Origin of the sequence: Deinococcus aquatilis DSM 23025 (genome assembly GCF_000378445.1) — a bacterium.
Lineage (GTDB): Bacteria > Deinococcota > Deinococci > Deinococcales > Deinococcaceae > Deinococcus > Deinococcus aquatilis.
The window spans coordinates 1-14848 of record NZ_KB899731.1; the positions used below are offsets into that span (position 1 = coordinate 1).

Consider the following 14848-nt stretch of genomic DNA (forward strand, 5'->3'; position numbering starts at 1 on the left):
GGCCACCTTCGCGGATGGCGAAGCGCAGGCCTTCTTCCATGGCGATGGGCTTGATCAGCTCGACCACAAACGTCACGTTATCGCCGGGCATCACCATTTCCACGCCTTCGGCCAGTTCCACCACGCCCGTCACGTCCGTCGTGCGGAAGTAGAACTGAGGACGGTAGCCCCCGAAGAACGCGCTATGACGTCCACCCTCGTCCTTGGACAGGATGTACACGCTCGCTTCGAACTTGGTGTGCGGCTTGATGCTGCCGGGCTTGGCCAGCACCTGACCACGCTCGACATCGTCACGCGCCACGCCACGCAGCAGCACGCCCACGTTGTCGCCCGCCATGCCCGAATCCAGCAACTTGCGGTGCATTTCGATTCCCGTCACGGTGGTCTTCTTGGTGTCGCGCAGACCGATGATTTCCACATCGTCCTGCACCTTGACGATTCCGCGTTCCACACGGCCGGTCGCCACGGTGCCACGTCCGGTGATGGTGAACACGTCTTCGACGGGCATCAGGAAGGTCTTGTCGGTGTCGCGCTCGGGGGTGGGGATGTAGCTATCGACAGCGTCCAGCAGTTCCCAGATGTAGTCGACCCACTTGTTGGTGCCGCGGGCCATCTTGGGATCGGCGACCAGGGCGTCGAGGGCCTGCAGAGCGCTGCCCTTGATCACGGGCAGGTCGTCGCCGGGGAACTCGTACTTGGAGAGCAGCTCGCGCACTTCCATTTCGACGAGTTCGAGCAACTCTTCGTCATCGACCATGTCGACTTTGTTCATGAACACGACGATGTGGGGCACGCCGACCTGCTTGGCGAGCAGGATGTGCTCGCGGGTCTGGGGCATGGGGCCGTCAGCGGAGGAGACGACCAGGATGGCGCCGTCCATCTGGGCTGCACCGGTGATCATGTTTTTGACGTAGTCGGCGTGGCCGGGGCAGTCGACGTGGCTGTAGTGACGGGCCGCGGTGTTGTACTCGACGTGGGCGGTGTTGATGGTGATGCCACGGGCCTTTTCTTCGGGGGCCTTGTCGATCTGATCGTAGCGCTGGGTTTCGATGCTCGGATCAGCCGATGCGGCGGTGAAGGTGATCGCCGCCGTCAGGGTGGTTTTGCCGTGGTCAACGTGTCCAATCGTGCCCACGTTCACGTGGGGCTTCGTGCGCTCAAACGTTCCCTTTGCCATGATCTGTACTCCCTCCAAGAGGTGGATTCACACGCAAAACCGGCCCTTTGATCGGGTCTCCCCCGCGCATACCGCAGGGTTCGGGTGGTGTGTTCCCACATTGGGTTGATTCTCGCCAGGGCAGTGTCCCACCATGCTGGCACGCTGCACCGGAACCGCGCGGAAGAAATTACCCGCGAAAGCTCACGGCGCACCGACTAAAAATTCTACCTAAAAAATGCTCAGGGTTCAAGGCCCACTTCATTTGGTGTTGAGGAGAGCTGCCAGATCAGGGAGGACGCTCAGCTGGTGGGCGCTCGAATCAACCGTCAAACAGAGTCAAACCTGTGGCAACGATCAGAAGTGCTCCAGCTTCCGCCGCGTTCCTGCGGGTCAGCAGGCACTGAAGTTCGCGCAGAGACCCACGCCGAAAGACGAGCTGACAGGCTATACAGAACCTCTCTTACACGGCGGCGGTACAGGTCACGGGTGGCCTCGTGTCAAACACGTCATGGTTCGACAGGGAGACTATCTAGGTATCAGAAGAGAGCCGGAGCGTTTGCCCCTGCCGCTCCAGCCTACAGGTCGGCGTAATTTTGCTGCTTCTGGGCAAGCCACACGGCAGCGTAGGCGTCATCTCCAAACCAACGTTGTCCTTACTTGCTGGCGTAGGCCTGCACTTCTTTGTCAAATGCGCCGATCAGCATAAAGACGCCCAATACGGTGCCGATGGGAAACAGCAGCAGACTCAGCACGCCGATGACGATGCTGGAGACGCGGCCCCAGCTTCGGCCTTCCAGCAGAGCGCGGCGGGTGAAATACAGCAGCAGCACGATGGCAGACGTGATGAAGAAGGAAACCCACAGCACGGTGGTAATCAGCTCGGGCGACATGGGCGCGACCGTGGAACCCAACATGCTTTCCATCTGGCGCACCGTGTCATTGATGGTGTCGCCGGAAAAGGGCAGCGTCAGAAGTGAAATCGCGTTGTAGATCAGACCAATCAGCAGCGGCGTGGTCACGAAGGTCAGCCGTGCAGGACGGGCAATGGTGGGCGGGGGCGTAGGCAAACTCATCTCTTCCAGCCTAGCCCATTAAGGAGCAGCAAGAAGAAGGCCGCCCTGCCCGAAACGAACAGTGAGCGGCTACAGGGCAAAACGGTCTAGCGACTGGCGAAACGCTGCACTTCAGGATCGAATGCGCCGATCAGGATAAAAATGCCCAGAATGGTGCCAACAGGGAAATTGAGCAATCCCAAAATGGCGATCACGATGGCCGCAATTCTGGCCCAGCCTCTCCCCTGCCCCACTGCCCGGTACGTAAAGAATACGAATACCGCCCAAGCCGCCGCGAAGATGAAACTGACCCAGAGGGTCGCGCCCGTGAATATCCTCAGGATTCCCAGTTGATCGGACGTGATCCCATTCGTTGGGTCGGTGGCCGCAGCACCGAGAATTGTATTGACGAAGGGAGCCAGAAAAGGCAGGAGAAGCAGGCCCAATAACTGCAAGATAAACATGATCAAGAGTGGTGTAGTAACCCAGGACAGTTTTTGCGGCTTCATGGCATCAAAGTAACATGGAGAAACAACATGATTGAGAACAAATCAAAGGCCCCCACCAGTGAAGGCAGGGGCCATTGGAAATTGCTAAAGCTGTGTGCTTACTTCTTCATCAACTGTTGAGCGATGTTATTGGGCACCTGGCTGTAGTGATCGAAGAACATGGAGTAGCTGGCGCGGCCCTGCGTCATGGAACGCATGTCGGTGGCGTAGCCGAACATTTCGCTGAGGGGCACGAAGGCGCGAACGATCTGCGCGTTGCCACGGGCTTCCATGCCCTGAATCTGACCACGGCGGCTGTTGAGGTCGCCGATGATGTCGCCCATGTAGTCGTCAGGCACGGTCACTTCGACGCGCATGATCGGCTCGAGGAGGGCAGGTGCGCCCTTCTGAACGGCTTCCTTGAGGGCCATCGATCCGGCGATCTTAAACGCCATTTCGGAGGAGTCCACTTCGTGGTAGGAGCCGTCGTACAGGCTGACTTTCATGTCCACGACGGGGAAGCCCAACATGGGGCCGCTCTGCATGGCTTCTTCGATGCCCTTCTGAGCAGGGTTCACGAACTCGCGGGGCACGGTGCCGCCCACGACGGCGTTCTCGAAGATAAAGCCCGCGCCGGGTTCCAGCGGCTCGGCCTTGATCTTGACGTGACCGAACTGGCCGCGTCCACCCGACTGACGGACGAACTTGCCTTCCACATCTACGGCGCGGGTGATCGTTTCGCGGTAGGCGACCTGAGGTGCGCCCACGTTGGCATCCACTTTGTACTCGCGCTTCAGGCGATCAACGAGGATTTCGAGGTGAAGCTCGCCCATGCCCGAGATGGTGGTCTGGCCGCTTTCCTGATCGGATTCCACGCGGAAGGTGGGATCTTCTTCGGCCAGCTTCTGAAGGCCAATGCCCATTTTTTCCTGGTCGGCTTTGGTCTTGGGTTCGATGGCCAGCTTGATCACAGGCTCCGGCACGTCGATGCTTTCCAGCAGCACGCGGTCATCGCCGTCACCGATCAGGGTGTTGCCCGTTCCGGCGTCCTTCAGGCCGATCACTGCGCCGAGTTCGCCTGCACGCAACTCGGTCACTTCTTCGCGGCTGTTGGCGTGCATACGCAGCAGACGGCCCACGCGGTCACGCTTTTCCTTGGTGGCGTTGTACACGTAGCTGCCCGACTGCATGGTGCCCGAGTAGATGCGCACGAAGGTCAGGCGACCCACGTAGGGGTCGGCCATGATCTTGAACGCCAGCGCGGCCAGCTTGCCGTCAGGGTCAGCGGGGAACTCGACGGTCTCTTCGCTGTCTTCGAGCTTGCCCTTGATGGCGGGAACTTCCAGCGGGCTGGGCAGGTAATCCACCACGGCGTCGAGGAGGAGCTGTACGCCCTTGTTCTTCAGAGCGCTTCCGCACAACACAGGGAAGATGCGCTTTTCGATGGTGCCCTTGCGGATGGCCTTGACCATTTCTTCGACGGTGGGTTCTTCACCTTCGAGGAACTTCATCATCACGTCTTCGTCGACTTCGGCGGCAGCCTCGATCAACTGAGCACGCATCTCGCGAACCTTATCCATGTACTGCTCGGGGATGTCGGATTCGGTGATGTCGGTGCCGAGGTCGTTGGTGTAGGTGTGGGCACGCTGGCGAACGAGGTCGATGATTCCCTTGAAGTCGCTTTCCTGACCCATGGGGTACTGGATAGGCGCAGGAATGGCACCCAGACGCTCTTTGATGTCGCTCAACACGAGTTCAAAGCTTGCGCCGGTCTTGTCCATCTTGTTGGAAAACGCGATGCGGGGCACGCCGTAACGGTCAGCCTGACGCCAGACGGTTTCGGACTGAGGCTCGACGCCCTGAGAGGAGTCGAACACGGCAACTGCGCCGTCGAGCACGCGCATGGAACGCTCGACTTCGATGGTGAAGTCCACGTGTCCGGGCGTGTCGATGATGTTGACGGTGTACTCTTCGCCCGTGGCGCTGTGCTTCCACTTGGCGGTGGTGGCGGCGGCGGTGATGGTGATGCCGCGCTCGCGCTCCTGCTCCATCCAGTCCATCGTGGCTGCGCCGTCGTGCACTTCGCCGATGTTGTGCGTGCGTCCGGTGTAGTACAGGATGCGCTCGGTGGTGGTGGTTTTGCCTGCATCGATGTGCGCGGCAATCCCAATATTGCGGAAGTGGTTAAGGTAGGTCTGGGATTTGGTGGTCATATGACTCCCTGATTCTGATGGGCAACGCGTCTCGTCACCGCAGTGTTGACACAATTCTGGGTTGATCCAGGTCTAGCCCGAACTAACTGGCGATAAGAATTTCAGCAAAAAAAGATGGGACAGCGAGGCTGATGCGCCGCTGTCCATCTTCTTCCCCATTTGGGCCGCCTCGCAGCGGCGCAAGGGTGGGGTGGTCTTACCAGCGGTAGTGCGCGTAGGCGCGGTTGGCTTCTGCCATGCGCTCGATGTCGTCTTTCTTCTTGATGGCTCCGCCACGGCCCTGTGCGGCGTCCATGATTTCACCGGCGAGGCGCTCGATGGCGGTGCGCTCGGGGCGACCATCCACGGCGCTGATCATCCAGCGGAGGGTCAGGCTCTGCTGACGGCGTACGCTGACTTCGACGGGCACCTGATAGGTGCTGCCACCCACGCGGCGGCTACGAACTTCGACGCGGGGCTTGATGTTGTCAAACGCCTGCTTGAAGACTTTCAGAGGCTCCTGACCGGTACGCTCCTGAACGAGGCGGCAGGCCCCGTAGAAGATGCGGCTGGCAAGGTTCTTCTTGCCGTCTTCCATGATGCGGTTGATGATGGCGCTGACCAACACGTCCTGATACACCAGGTCGGGCTGGATGGGGCGCACTTCTGCTTGGCGGCGACGTGCCATGTTGACTCCTTAAAAACGCCTGTAATCAGGCAAACTGAGATTGGAACTGATGCATTGGCCTCACCTCTAGCCCGCTTGGGCCATACCAGAGGGGGACGGAATCCAGTCGGTGGAGCGCCGAGGTTGCCCCAGCGCTGCTACACCGCGCCGGATTTACTTCTTCTTGCCGCCGGTGGCAGGTGCGCCCTTGCCAGCCGCTCCCGCTTTGGGCTTCTTGGTGCCGTACTTGGAGCGGCTCTTGTTGCGGTCCTTCACGCCCTGGGTGTCGAGGCTACCGCGCACGATGTGATAACGCACACCGGGCAAGTCCTTCACACGACCGCCGCGAATCAAGACGACGCTGTGTTCCTGAAGGTTGTGGCCTTCGCCGGGGATGTACGCCGTCACTTCAAACTGGCTGCTGAGGCGGACACGGGCGATTTTACGAAGCGCCGAGTTGGGCTTTTTGGGCGTCGTGGTCTTAACGACCGTGCAAACGCCACGGCGGAAGGGGCTGCCTTTGAGGGCAGGAACTTTGCTCTTCTTCTGAAGCGCGGTGCGCCCCTTACGAAGCAGTTGCTGGGTGGTAGGCAGGGTAAATCACTCCTCTGTAGAGCCAAATGAAACGTCTGAGATTGCGTGCGTCGGGTCCCGCCCACTCCTGGGGGCAGGTTCGGGTTGGCAGTCAAGCCTGAGGTGATCTGCGCGTATTTAAGCGGGCCGCTGGCTCGGAAAAGCCTTCAGCATCGGCCTCCTTGCAGGGCCAAACATTCCTAAACCGCGCGTGCCGAGAAACCCACCGGTGCAACCCTGTACCGGGGCAGTTTTCAACCGAAGTAGCATAGCGCGGAAAGAGGTAGGGACGCAAGACATCCAGTGCTGTCGAGATTATACGGATTCCGTACGATTCCCGTAGAGTCGGAACCCCACTGCCTGTTCATCCATCTCCAGGAATCCATATCTTTTCCCACTCGCTCTGCTCGGATTAAACACCGTGCTTTTCGGTGTTCAATCGGAATCCGTAATTACAGCCTAGTTTCTCAGGTCATCTTCCTCTCTCTACCCCGCCGATTCCCCCGCTTTCCCCTCTTCATCTACCCAAATCCGCGCCGCACCGAAGCGTACATCCAGCTTCAGGCCCGCTAAATACGCCTGCAAAGAGTCGGGCAATTCGGCCACGGTGAAGGGCGTGCGGGGCGCGGCCACCAGACGGTAAAGGCCCACCTCCCCCGGAATATGGTCATAGACGTAGGCTCCCCGACGTTGGGGCGGCGTCAGGTGTTCGTCGAAACCGCCAGCAGGCGCGTTGGGTTCCTCGTTTTCGGGGCGAACGTCGATCCAGACGTGCAGAGTTTCCAGCAGTTCCTCGGAGGCGAGGGCGGCGGCGGGAACGGTGGGATCGCCTGCCGCGAGAAACTGGGCGACATGGCCCGCCTCGTCTGCGGCGAACCAGTCGAACTCCACGTCCGTAATTTCCTCGCGAGTAATGATGGTGTGCGCGGCGAGGTCTGGATTCACGTTCAGCCTGTCTGTTCTGGTCATACCGATCCCTGTATCATACTGACCCAAAGATCACACCGATCCCAGCGCTGCCGATACCACCTCGCGGGCTTCTTCCATCACCGTTTGCAGGTGGTCTGCGCCCCGGAAGGATTCGGCGTAGATCTTATACACGTCCTCGGTGCCGCTGGGACGGGCCGCGAACCAGGCCTGATCGGTGGTGACTTTCAGGCCGCCGATGCCTGCCCCGTTGCCGGGGGCGCGGGTCAGCTTGCCCGTGATCGGGTCGCCGCCCAGCGTGGTGGCCGTGACCTGTTCGGGCGACAGACTGCCCAGAATCTTCTTCTGTGCAGCGTTGGCGGGGGCATCCTGACGGTCATAGGCGGTTGCGCCGTAGCGCTCGGTGAGGGCCACAAAACGCTCTCCCGGCGTCTGTCCGGTTTTGGCGGTCATCTCGGCGGCCAGCAGTCCTGGAATCAGGCCATCCTTGTCGGTGCTCCACGCGCCGCCGTTCATTCGCAGGAAGCTCGCGCCCGCCGATTCCTCGCCGCCGAAGCCCAGCGAGCCGTCCAGCAATCCCTCCACGAAGTATTTGAAGCCCACCGGAACTTCGACCAAACGCCGCCCGATGCCCGCTGCCACGCGGTCTATCAGGGCACTGGAGACCAGCGTTTTGCCGATGCCCGCCTCTGGCCGCCAGCCGGGGCGATTCTGGAACAGATATTCGATCATGACGGCCAGATAATGGTTGGGGTTCAGCAACCCCGAAGCTGTGACGATGCCGTGACGGTCTGCGTCGGGGTCGTTGCCGATGGCGACATCGAAATCATCTTTGAGGCGCAGCAGGCTCGCCATCGCGTAGGGGCTGGAGCAGTCCATTCTGATTTTGCCGTCGCGGTCTACGCTCATAAAGGCAAAACGCGGGTCGACCACTTCATTGACGATCTTGAGGTTCAGGTTGTACTGCGCCTGAATCGCTTCCCAGACGGGCAGGCTGCTGCCACCCAGCGGATCGACGCCGATGCGAACGCCGCTGTGACGGATGGCGTCCAGATCCACGACTTCGGGCAACTGATCCACGTAGGGCGTGATGAAATCGAAGGTTTCGAGGGCTTCCATCGCCTCGGCCAGGGTCACGCGTTTCACGTCGCGCAGCCCGTTTTCCAGAATGGCATTGGCGCGGGCCTGCACCACACCCGTCACATCGGTATCGGCGGGGCCGCCGGAAGGGGGGTTGTACTTGAATCCGCCGTCCTGGGGAGGATTGTGGCTGGGCGTGATCACGATGCCGTCGGCCAAATTGCTGCCTCCGGCGCGGTTGTGGCCCAGGATGGCGTGACTGATCAGGGGCGTGGGCGTAAAGACTCCGGGCTGCACGCACACCCGCACGCCATTGGCGACCAGGACCTGAAGCGCCGTGATCCAGGCGGGTTCGCTGAGGGCATGGGTATCGAGGCCCATAAACAGCGGTCCCGTGATGCCCGCAGAGGCGCGGTGCTCGGCCACCGCCTGCGTGACGGCCAGAATATGCGCCTCGTTGAATGAGCCGTTGGTGCTGGTGCCCCGGTGCCCGCTGGTGCCGAACGCTACGCGCTGGAGGGGATTGGACACGTCTGGGCGGGTCTCGTAATAGTGCGCCACCAGACGCGGAATGTTGGTCAGCAGGGATTGCGGGGCTGTACGGCCAGCCAGCTCACTGAGGGTCATGCGTCAGTTTAAGACAGGAAACCTTGCTGGGCTTTGTGAAGAAATCAATCTGCGCTATACAGCGTAACGCACCCCGCAAAACCCCCTGCCCCTCCCCTGTTACGCTACAGACATGCGGGAATTTTTGAACGACTGGTGGCGACTGCTCAAGCTGATTGTCGGTTCACTGGCTATTCCGGTGGTGCTGTGGCTGCTGCTGGTCTGGGCAGGCGTACTGCGTTAGAGCCTCCTCCGGGAGTGGCTCATTCAGAAGTAAAGCTGCCCTATGAACCTTGGGCTATAAATCCTACCCGTGTTTCTGCCGGGTGCTCCAAAATTCAGGCATCTGGGCGATGGTTTCCCGTCGGCGATGGAGGACTTCCCAACTGCGTGCGGCGCAACTCGGCCATTCTTACGTCGTTGCGGCCCTGCCGTTTGGCAACGTACATGGCGGCGTCGGCGCGGGTCAGAATGTCGTCGGGATGGTCACCGGGTCGGGCGGTGGCAACTCCGAAACTGGCGGTCAGGCCGCCGACTGCGCCGTAGCGTTGTTCATGCAGTTGGGCACGCAGCAGGTCCAGCATGGCCCGCACCTGCAAGGCGGGCAGCGGGGGCAGCACCAACAAAAACTCCTCGCCCCCCCACCGGGCAGCCAAACCATCTGGGGGCAAATGGCTACTGGCCGCCTTCGAGACGCCTTTGAGCACGAGGTCGCCCGTAGCGTGCCCGTGCTGATCATTCACAGACTTGAAGTGATCAAGGTCGAACAGGACCAGGGTGAAAGGCTCCCTGCGGGCATACAGGGCGGCCAGATGCTCCTCGGCGGCACGGCGGTTGGCTAACCCGGTGAGCGCGTCGGTATAGGCGGCGGCACGTGCGGCCAGCAATTGCGTGCGCTGAAAGCTGAAGGTGGCCTGAACGGCGACCATCACGCCGCCCCCCAAAAGGTACTGGGCCACCGCTCCTACCAGACGCGGATTTGGCCCGTTCAACAACAGTTGGTACAGGTGCACCCCACAGATCAGGGCCGACAGGCCGAACAGGCCTCCCGCCACCCACACGGCGCGGCGGGCCGGAAAGGTCAGGAAGGCGGAGGCGTACAACACCGCGAACCAGTACGTGTTTTCACTCAGGGCGTTGTACACCGGGACGAATACCCGGAACTGCTGATTCAGGGCCAACAAAAAGTAGGCGGAGGTCGCGATGTAAATCATGCGGAAGGCCAGGCGCAGGCTGATGCGGTGCAGAGTCAGGCTCAGATCGAGGCAGATCAGTAGCAGGGCCAGCAGCGGCAAGGCCACCCTGTCCAGAGGATCGAAATTGGGGGCCTGAACCCAGAGCGCCGCTCCCACACCCAGCGTGCCCAGCAGCGTCAGTACCATGAACATCCGGCGCTGTGTCAATGTCCAGCGTTCGCCTTCGGAAGCGGGAAGCACGCGAGACGATTTCACAGGCCACCTCTCAGAATGGGGCGGGGCAGAGTCCGGCAGCAGCTGAGAAACTGATTCAAAGAGGCCTCGAGTGTAGTATGAAGTTACCTTAAGCAATTCTACAACCAGACAACTTATGACGTGCCGCTTTTACATAGAGTACTGCACAGATAAAGCCCCACAAATAAAAGATGGCAAATGATGCCACTCAGAGAAGCCAGACTGCAATCTTCGTAGCGACACTTCCCTAACTTGCTACCTCATGGTGAACCCGGCAGCGGGCTTCATAGCTCTCCTGTGCCCCCACCAGCACAACGGGATCATCGAAACGGGCCGGACGGTCTCCGATCAGGCGCTGAGAACGGGTCGCCGGAGCGCCGCAGACCGTGCAGATGGCCGTCAGTTTCTCCACACTTTCGGCACGGGCCAGAAGTTCGGGCATGGGGCCAAAGGGTTCGGCGCGGAAATCGAGGTCCAGTCCGGCCAGAATGACCCGCACGCCCTGATCTGCCAATTCCAGCGCCAATGGCACGAGATCGGTTCCAAAAAACTGCACCTCGTCTATGCCCACCACATCGGGCAGCACGCCACCGGGCAGGCCCAGAAGAGTCGCCTCGCTGCCGCCGTCCAACGCCAGATTGCTGCGAATGCCCGCCGCATCGCGCACGGCCACAGCATCGACGGTACGCCCCGCATGGCTTGCCACTGCCGACAGGTGGTAACGGTCATCCAGCAGAGGCTTGAAGACCCTGACCCGCTGCCGCGCGATCACCGCCCGCGTGACGCGGCGAATCAGTTCCTCGCTTTTGCCGCTGAACATGGGGCCGACAATGACCTCTAGGTGGCCGCCGTGATAGGGGGACTTGAGCACGCGGCCAAGTATAGGGGGCGCTTTGCGCGGTGAGTGGGAGGTGGATTGTGGAACGTGGGAAAAGCGCGGATGGGTTATCGGCTGTGGGCTGTGGGTTGTCGAAAAAACCAAAGCACGTAACCCCTTCTCTACCCGCTTTTGACCTTCCCACTCACCACTGACCACTACCCACTTACCGTTTTTTCACTTCTGCACGATCCACTTGTTCAGCAATTTCTGATATTCCCCGTTGGCTTTCATTTTGGTGAGGGTGCGGTTGGCGGCGGCAGCCAGATCGCTGTTTTTGGCAAAGGCGATACCGTAATCCTCAGCGGCGAGGGCGGCTCCGGCCTGTGCAAATTGCCCCGGCAGGCGCTTTTGCAGGTCGGTCACGGTGGGGGCGTCTCCGATCAGGGCGGCGATTCGGCCTGCACGCACATCGGCCAGACCAGCGGCAAAGTCGTCGTAGACCTTCAGGACTGCGCCCTTGGGCTTCAGCACGTCGCCTGCCACGTATTGCCCGGTGGTATTGGCCTGCACGCCGATGGTCTTGCCCTTCACGTCGGCGGGCCAGGCGAACTTGCCGGGATTGCCGCCACGCACGATAAATACCTGTGCACTGCGGTAGTAAGGCTGGCTGAAGCTGACGACTTTGGCCCGCTCGGCGGTGATCGTAATGGCACTCATCGCCATATCCACGCGCCCAGACGTGACCGACTGCGGCATCAGCGCCCCGAATCCCACCGCCCGGATCTCCAGCTTGACGCCCAGATCGCGGGCCACGGCGCGGGCAATATCGATGTCGAAGCCCTGAAACTGGCCGTCTGGCCCCTTGAATTCAAAAGGATTGAAGGTGGGATCGGTGCCCAGCACCAGCACACCTTTGGCCTTGACCTGCGCGACGGTGGTCGCCACGGCAGAAGAGGAAAGCAGGAGAGCCGACAGCAGCAAGGCGGGTTTCATTCCTCCAGCATAAGCACCGCGCAGGTAGGCGGTACGCTACCCACATGGACATCCCCGCCCCCCTGCCCTGGCCCGCGCCCAGCGATTTTGTGCATGGGGGGCCTGTGCCGCCGCCCGCCCAGTGGACCCGGCCCGGTGTGGTCATGACTTTCAATCTGGAATGTCCGGGCTGCGTCTCTCGCGGGATTCCCTTTCTGAAGCGCCTGCACGCCGAATTTGGAGAACGGGCGGAGATACTGGCGCTGCACACCAGCCTCGGCCACCGCCTGCTGGAGCGGGCCGACGTAGAACCCACGCTGATTCGTTTTGCCCAGCACTTTGCCCGCCTGCCTTTTCCGGTGGCGCTGGACCTGAGCGGCGAGGTGGCCCGTGCGTGGCAGACGGAGGGCACACCTCATACCTTGGCATTCGCAGCGGGCGGAGAACTGATCAGGAGCGTCTACGGCAGTCAGGACAACGCCCAAACGCGGCTGTGGTATTTGCTGGAAGAAGAGGTGCAGGGACAACAGGGAGCGGCGAGATGACGCAGGCACCGGGAATAGAGCGCTGGATGCTGGAAGCGCCGCGTGTGAAGCTGCCCGCATCGGCACTGGACGCCTTCCAGACAGCTTTTCAGACCCGCGACCTGACTCTTTTGCCGCCGGGTGTGCCCCGCTGGTTGTTTCTGGAATGGCTGGCGCGTGAAGGCTGGCTGCTGCACGGTTCTCCCCGCGCCGATATTCAGACGTTCGAGGCCCGTACTCCCCATGATCTGAGCGGCGACCCTTTCAGCGGGCGCACGGGTGTATTTGCCAGCTCGGATGGCCTGTGGGCGCTGATGTACGCCCTACGCGACAAAACTCGGGTCAAGCGGATGCTGAATATGGCCCTGCAACGGCGCGGGGAAACAGGCCAGTGGTCTACGGTGCGCTACTTTTTATCGCTGGCTCCGCATGACCGGGGCGGCGAAGTGCAGCCGAGAGTGCAGCCGACAGACGGCAGGGCGCTGCTCAGGCCCGGCAGCGTCTATGTCTTGCCACCGGGGGGCTTTGAGCAGATACCGCCTTACGTGTGGCCCGGCGTGGGCGAAGTGCAAGAGCCGCAATGGATCAACCCCAACCCAGTGCGTCCCGTGCTGCGCGTGCCGCTGTCTCCCGCCGACTTTCCTTTGGCTGTGCGGACTCACCACGCCGACACCATTGACGCCCGCTGCGAGGCCGACCCCTGGGGTTTTCCTTGGTTAGATTGAGACTGTGGCTCGATTCAGACCACGCCGCAGGCAGAAGCGGGAGAGAATGACCGCGTGACCCCGCCTTCAACTTCCACCCGGCCTGCCCGCCTGCATACCCTGCTTTCGCTGAGTGCCGCCGACGCACTGGGTGCGGCCACTGAATTCAAAACGCCCGACGCGATCCGCTCCCGCTACGGCCAGACTTTTCCCGATTATCAGCCGGGCAGTGTGTTCGGCTTTGCCCCCGGCGAGGCCACCGACGACAGCCAGATGGTGGCCGCGACCCTGCTGGGATATGCCAGAGGAACGGGGCTGGAAGGCGTGCTGGCGGGCCTGCAAGACTGGATTGCCACCGGGCCGCCCGATGTGGGCAACCTGACCCGTGACGCGCTACACAGCAAAGCCTTGGACGGCGGCGCACGCGCCTGGGCAGGCAGCAACTTTCAGAGTGCGGGCAACGGCGGCCTGATGAGAATCGCAGCGGTCTGGATTGCTGGATGCAGTGTGGATAAAGACGGCGGCAAGGCGTTGGCCCACGAATCAGCGGCGGTCACGGCCCTGACCCACACCGACCCGCGCTGCGTACACGCCAGCGTGTTTTTGACGGCCTTTCTGGAAGCGCTGCACGCTAGAACCGAGTACACCAACGCAGCAGAACTGGCCCTGAAGGTGATGGACAGCATAGACGCCCGCGCTGTGCTGCTGGACCGGGACATCTTCACGGTCAACGGCATGGAAGCCAACGCCACCTTTCATGCCCAGGACCGCGACGCCCGCACCCAGGTTCGTGCCCGCGTGCGCGACGGCCTGGCAGGAAAAATCCACTCCCAGAGCGGCTACGTGCTGGATACCCTGCAAGCGGCAGTGGCCCATGCCCGCGCCGAATCCTGGCAGGCCTGCGTGGAACCCGCCGTGCTGCTGGGCAACGACAGCGACACGGTGGCCTGCGTGGTGGGCGCGATTGTCGGGGCGCGGGGGCTGGAGGTGCCGCCCCATCTGCTGCCCCCCTTGCGACTGGGCCATTCGTGGGCAGGCTGGCAGAGGGAGTGGAGTTGTGTGGAGCGGTTCGGGGAATTGGTGGGGTAAGGGGCAGCGCATGACTGAACCCGAATTCCTTGACCTTGTGAAGCTCAATCCGGTCAATGCGGCCATTCTGAAGCGCCTGCCACAGCTCGAACCGTTCGCGCCGCAGGTTCATCTGGTCGCCGGGGCCATGTTCCAGACGGTGTGGAATGTGCAGAGTGGACAGGCACCGCAGGCGGGTATCCGCGATTACGACCTGTTCTATTGGCACCCAGACACCAGTTACGGGGCTGAGGACGCCGTGATTCGCCGCGCAGCCGACCTGTTGGGCGACCTCGGCGTGCGGATCGAGGTCCGAAATCAGGCCCGTGTCCACCTCTGGTTCAGAGAAAAATACGGCCTGTCGCGCCCGCCTCTGGGCAGTGCCCGCGACGGTGTGCTGCAATTTCTGGTGGAATGCACCTGTGTGGGCGTGGACGCGTGGGGCAACCTGTATGCGCCTTACGGCCTGCACGACCTCTCAGCGGGTGTGCTGCGGTGCAATGCCCTGAACCACACTCCTGAACTGTACGCGGCCAAAGCCGACGATTACCGCCAGCGTTGGCCCTGGTTACGGGAAGCCGAATGA

At 61.5% G+C, this 14848-nt stretch carries 15 protein-coding genes; 4 read left to right on the forward strand and 11 right to left on the reverse strand.

Annotated elements, in window-relative coordinates; all coding sequences use genetic code 11:
* The 11 genes from tuf to F561_RS0117435 all read right to left on the reverse strand — a co-directional run.
* The coding region (tuf, locus tag F561_RS25855) for an elongation factor Tu (protein WP_019011242.1) at positions 1–1177 on the reverse strand (1177 nt) is incomplete at its 3' end.
* A gap of 635 nt (positions 1178–1812) precedes the next feature.
* The gene (locus F561_RS0117385; protein WP_019011243.1) at positions 1813–2232 is read right to left on the reverse strand and encodes a hypothetical protein; all 420 of its coding nucleotides are present in this window, start codon (positions 2230–2232) and stop codon (positions 1813–1815) included.
* A gap of 86 nt (positions 2233–2318) precedes the next feature.
* Positions 2319–2720: a hypothetical protein gene (locus tag F561_RS0117390; RefSeq protein WP_157451970.1), complete on the reverse strand. Its 402-nt coding sequence runs from the start codon at positions 2718–2720 to the stop codon at positions 2319–2321.
* Between the two features lie 98 nt (positions 2721–2818).
* The gene (gene fusA, locus F561_RS0117395; RefSeq protein WP_019011245.1) at positions 2819–4912 is read right to left on the reverse strand and encodes an elongation factor G; all 2094 of its coding nucleotides are present in this window, start codon (positions 4910–4912) and stop codon (positions 2819–2821) included.
* Positions 4913–5108: 196 nt separating this feature from the next.
* Positions 5109–5579, reverse strand: coding sequence for a 30S ribosomal protein S7 (gene rpsG, locus F561_RS0117400; protein WP_019011246.1), 471 nt, complete (start codon positions 5577–5579; stop codon positions 5109–5111).
* A 153-nt stretch (positions 5580–5732) separates the two neighbouring features.
* Complete coding sequence (gene rpsL, locus F561_RS0117405) at positions 5733–6152, reverse strand: 30S ribosomal protein S12 (RefSeq protein ID WP_026299016.1); 420 nt, start codon at positions 6150–6152, stop codon at positions 5733–5735.
* A 465-nt stretch (positions 6153–6617) separates the two neighbouring features.
* Positions 6618–7100: a hypothetical protein gene (locus F561_RS0117410; protein WP_019011248.1), complete on the reverse strand. Its 483-nt coding sequence runs from the start codon at positions 7098–7100 to the stop codon at positions 6618–6620.
* Positions 7101–7130: 30 nt separating this feature from the next.
* Positions 7131–8765, reverse strand: coding sequence for a phosphoglucomutase (alpha-D-glucose-1,6-bisphosphate-dependent) (pgm, locus tag F561_RS0117415; protein ID WP_019011249.1), 1635 nt, complete (start codon positions 8763–8765; stop codon positions 7131–7133).
* A gap of 317 nt (positions 8766–9082) precedes the next feature.
* A complete protein-coding gene (locus tag F561_RS0117425) occupies positions 9083–10195 on the reverse strand; it encodes a GGDEF domain-containing protein (RefSeq protein WP_040381098.1) in 1113 nt (370 codons plus the stop codon).
* Between the two features lie 226 nt (positions 10196–10421).
* Positions 10422–11045, reverse strand: a complete 624-nt coding sequence (locus F561_RS0117430; protein ID WP_026299017.1) for a thymidine kinase — start codon at positions 11043–11045, stop codon at positions 10422–10424.
* Between the two features lie 183 nt (positions 11046–11228).
* The gene (locus F561_RS0117435) at positions 11229–11987 is read right to left on the reverse strand and encodes an ABC transporter substrate-binding protein (RefSeq protein ID WP_019011253.1); all 759 of its coding nucleotides are present in this window, start codon (positions 11985–11987) and stop codon (positions 11229–11231) included.
* Positions 11988–12031: 44 nt separating this feature from the next.
* On the opposite strand from F561_RS0117435, the gene F561_RS0117440 reads away from it, so the two are divergent.
* The 4 genes from F561_RS0117440 to F561_RS0117455 are packed head-to-tail and all read left to right on the forward strand — an operon-like array spanning position 12032 to position 14848.
* Positions 12032–12511 (forward strand): peroxiredoxin family protein, encoded by a 480-nt coding sequence (locus F561_RS0117440; protein ID WP_019011254.1) that lies wholly within the window; start codon positions 12032–12034, stop codon positions 12509–12511.
* A complete protein-coding gene (locus tag F561_RS0117445; RefSeq protein WP_019011255.1) occupies positions 12508–13215 on the forward strand; it encodes a hypothetical protein in 708 nt (235 codons plus the stop codon). Before F561_RS0117440 ends, F561_RS0117445 begins: the two co-directional genes overlap by 4 nt.
* A gap of 54 nt (positions 13216–13269) precedes the next feature.
* Positions 13270–14283 carry an ADP-ribosylglycohydrolase family protein gene (locus F561_RS0117450; RefSeq protein ID WP_019011256.1) on the forward strand — a complete coding sequence of 338 codons (1014 nt, stop codon included), beginning with the start codon at positions 13270–13272 and terminating at the stop codon, positions 14281–14283.
* Between the two features lie 10 nt (positions 14284–14293).
* Positions 14294–14848, forward strand: coding sequence for a nucleotidyltransferase family protein (locus F561_RS0117455; protein ID WP_019011257.1), 555 nt, complete (start codon positions 14294–14296; stop codon positions 14846–14848).

Bases quoted from the DNA above. Each gene is read 5' to 3' on its own strand.
- F561_RS0117385 (WP_019011243.1), bottom strand. From the start codon at position 2,232: ATGAGTTTGCCTACGCCCCCGCCCACCATTGCCCGTCCTGCACGGCTG.
- F561_RS0117390 (WP_157451970.1), bottom strand. From the start codon at position 2,720: ATGAAGCCGCAAAAACTGTCCTGGGTTACTACACCACTCTTGATCATG.
- fusA (WP_019011245.1), bottom strand. From the start codon at position 4,912: ATGACCACCAAATCCCAGACCTACCTTAACCACTTCCGCAATATTGGG.
- rpsG (WP_019011246.1), bottom strand. From the start codon at position 5,579: ATGGCACGTCGCCGCCAAGCAGAAGTGCGCCCCATCCAGCCCGACCTG.
- F561_RS0117410 (WP_019011248.1), bottom strand. From the start codon at position 7,100: ATGACCAGAACAGACAGGCTGAACGTGAATCCAGACCTCGCCGCGCAC.
- pgm (WP_019011249.1), bottom strand. From the start codon at position 8,765: ATGACCCTCAGTGAGCTGGCTGGCCGTACAGCCCCGCAATCCCTGCTG.
- F561_RS0117435 (WP_019011253.1), bottom strand. From the start codon at position 11,987: ATGAAACCCGCCTTGCTGCTGTCGGCTCTCCTGCTTTCCTCTTCTGCC.
- F561_RS0117440 (WP_019011254.1), top strand. From the start codon at position 12,032: ATGGACATCCCCGCCCCCCTGCCCTGGCCCGCGCCCAGCGATTTTGTG.
- F561_RS0117445 (WP_019011255.1), top strand. From the start codon at position 12,508: ATGACGCAGGCACCGGGAATAGAGCGCTGGATGCTGGAAGCGCCGCGT.
- F561_RS0117455 (WP_019011257.1), top strand. From the start codon at position 14,294: ATGACTGAACCCGAATTCCTTGACCTTGTGAAGCTCAATCCGGTCAAT.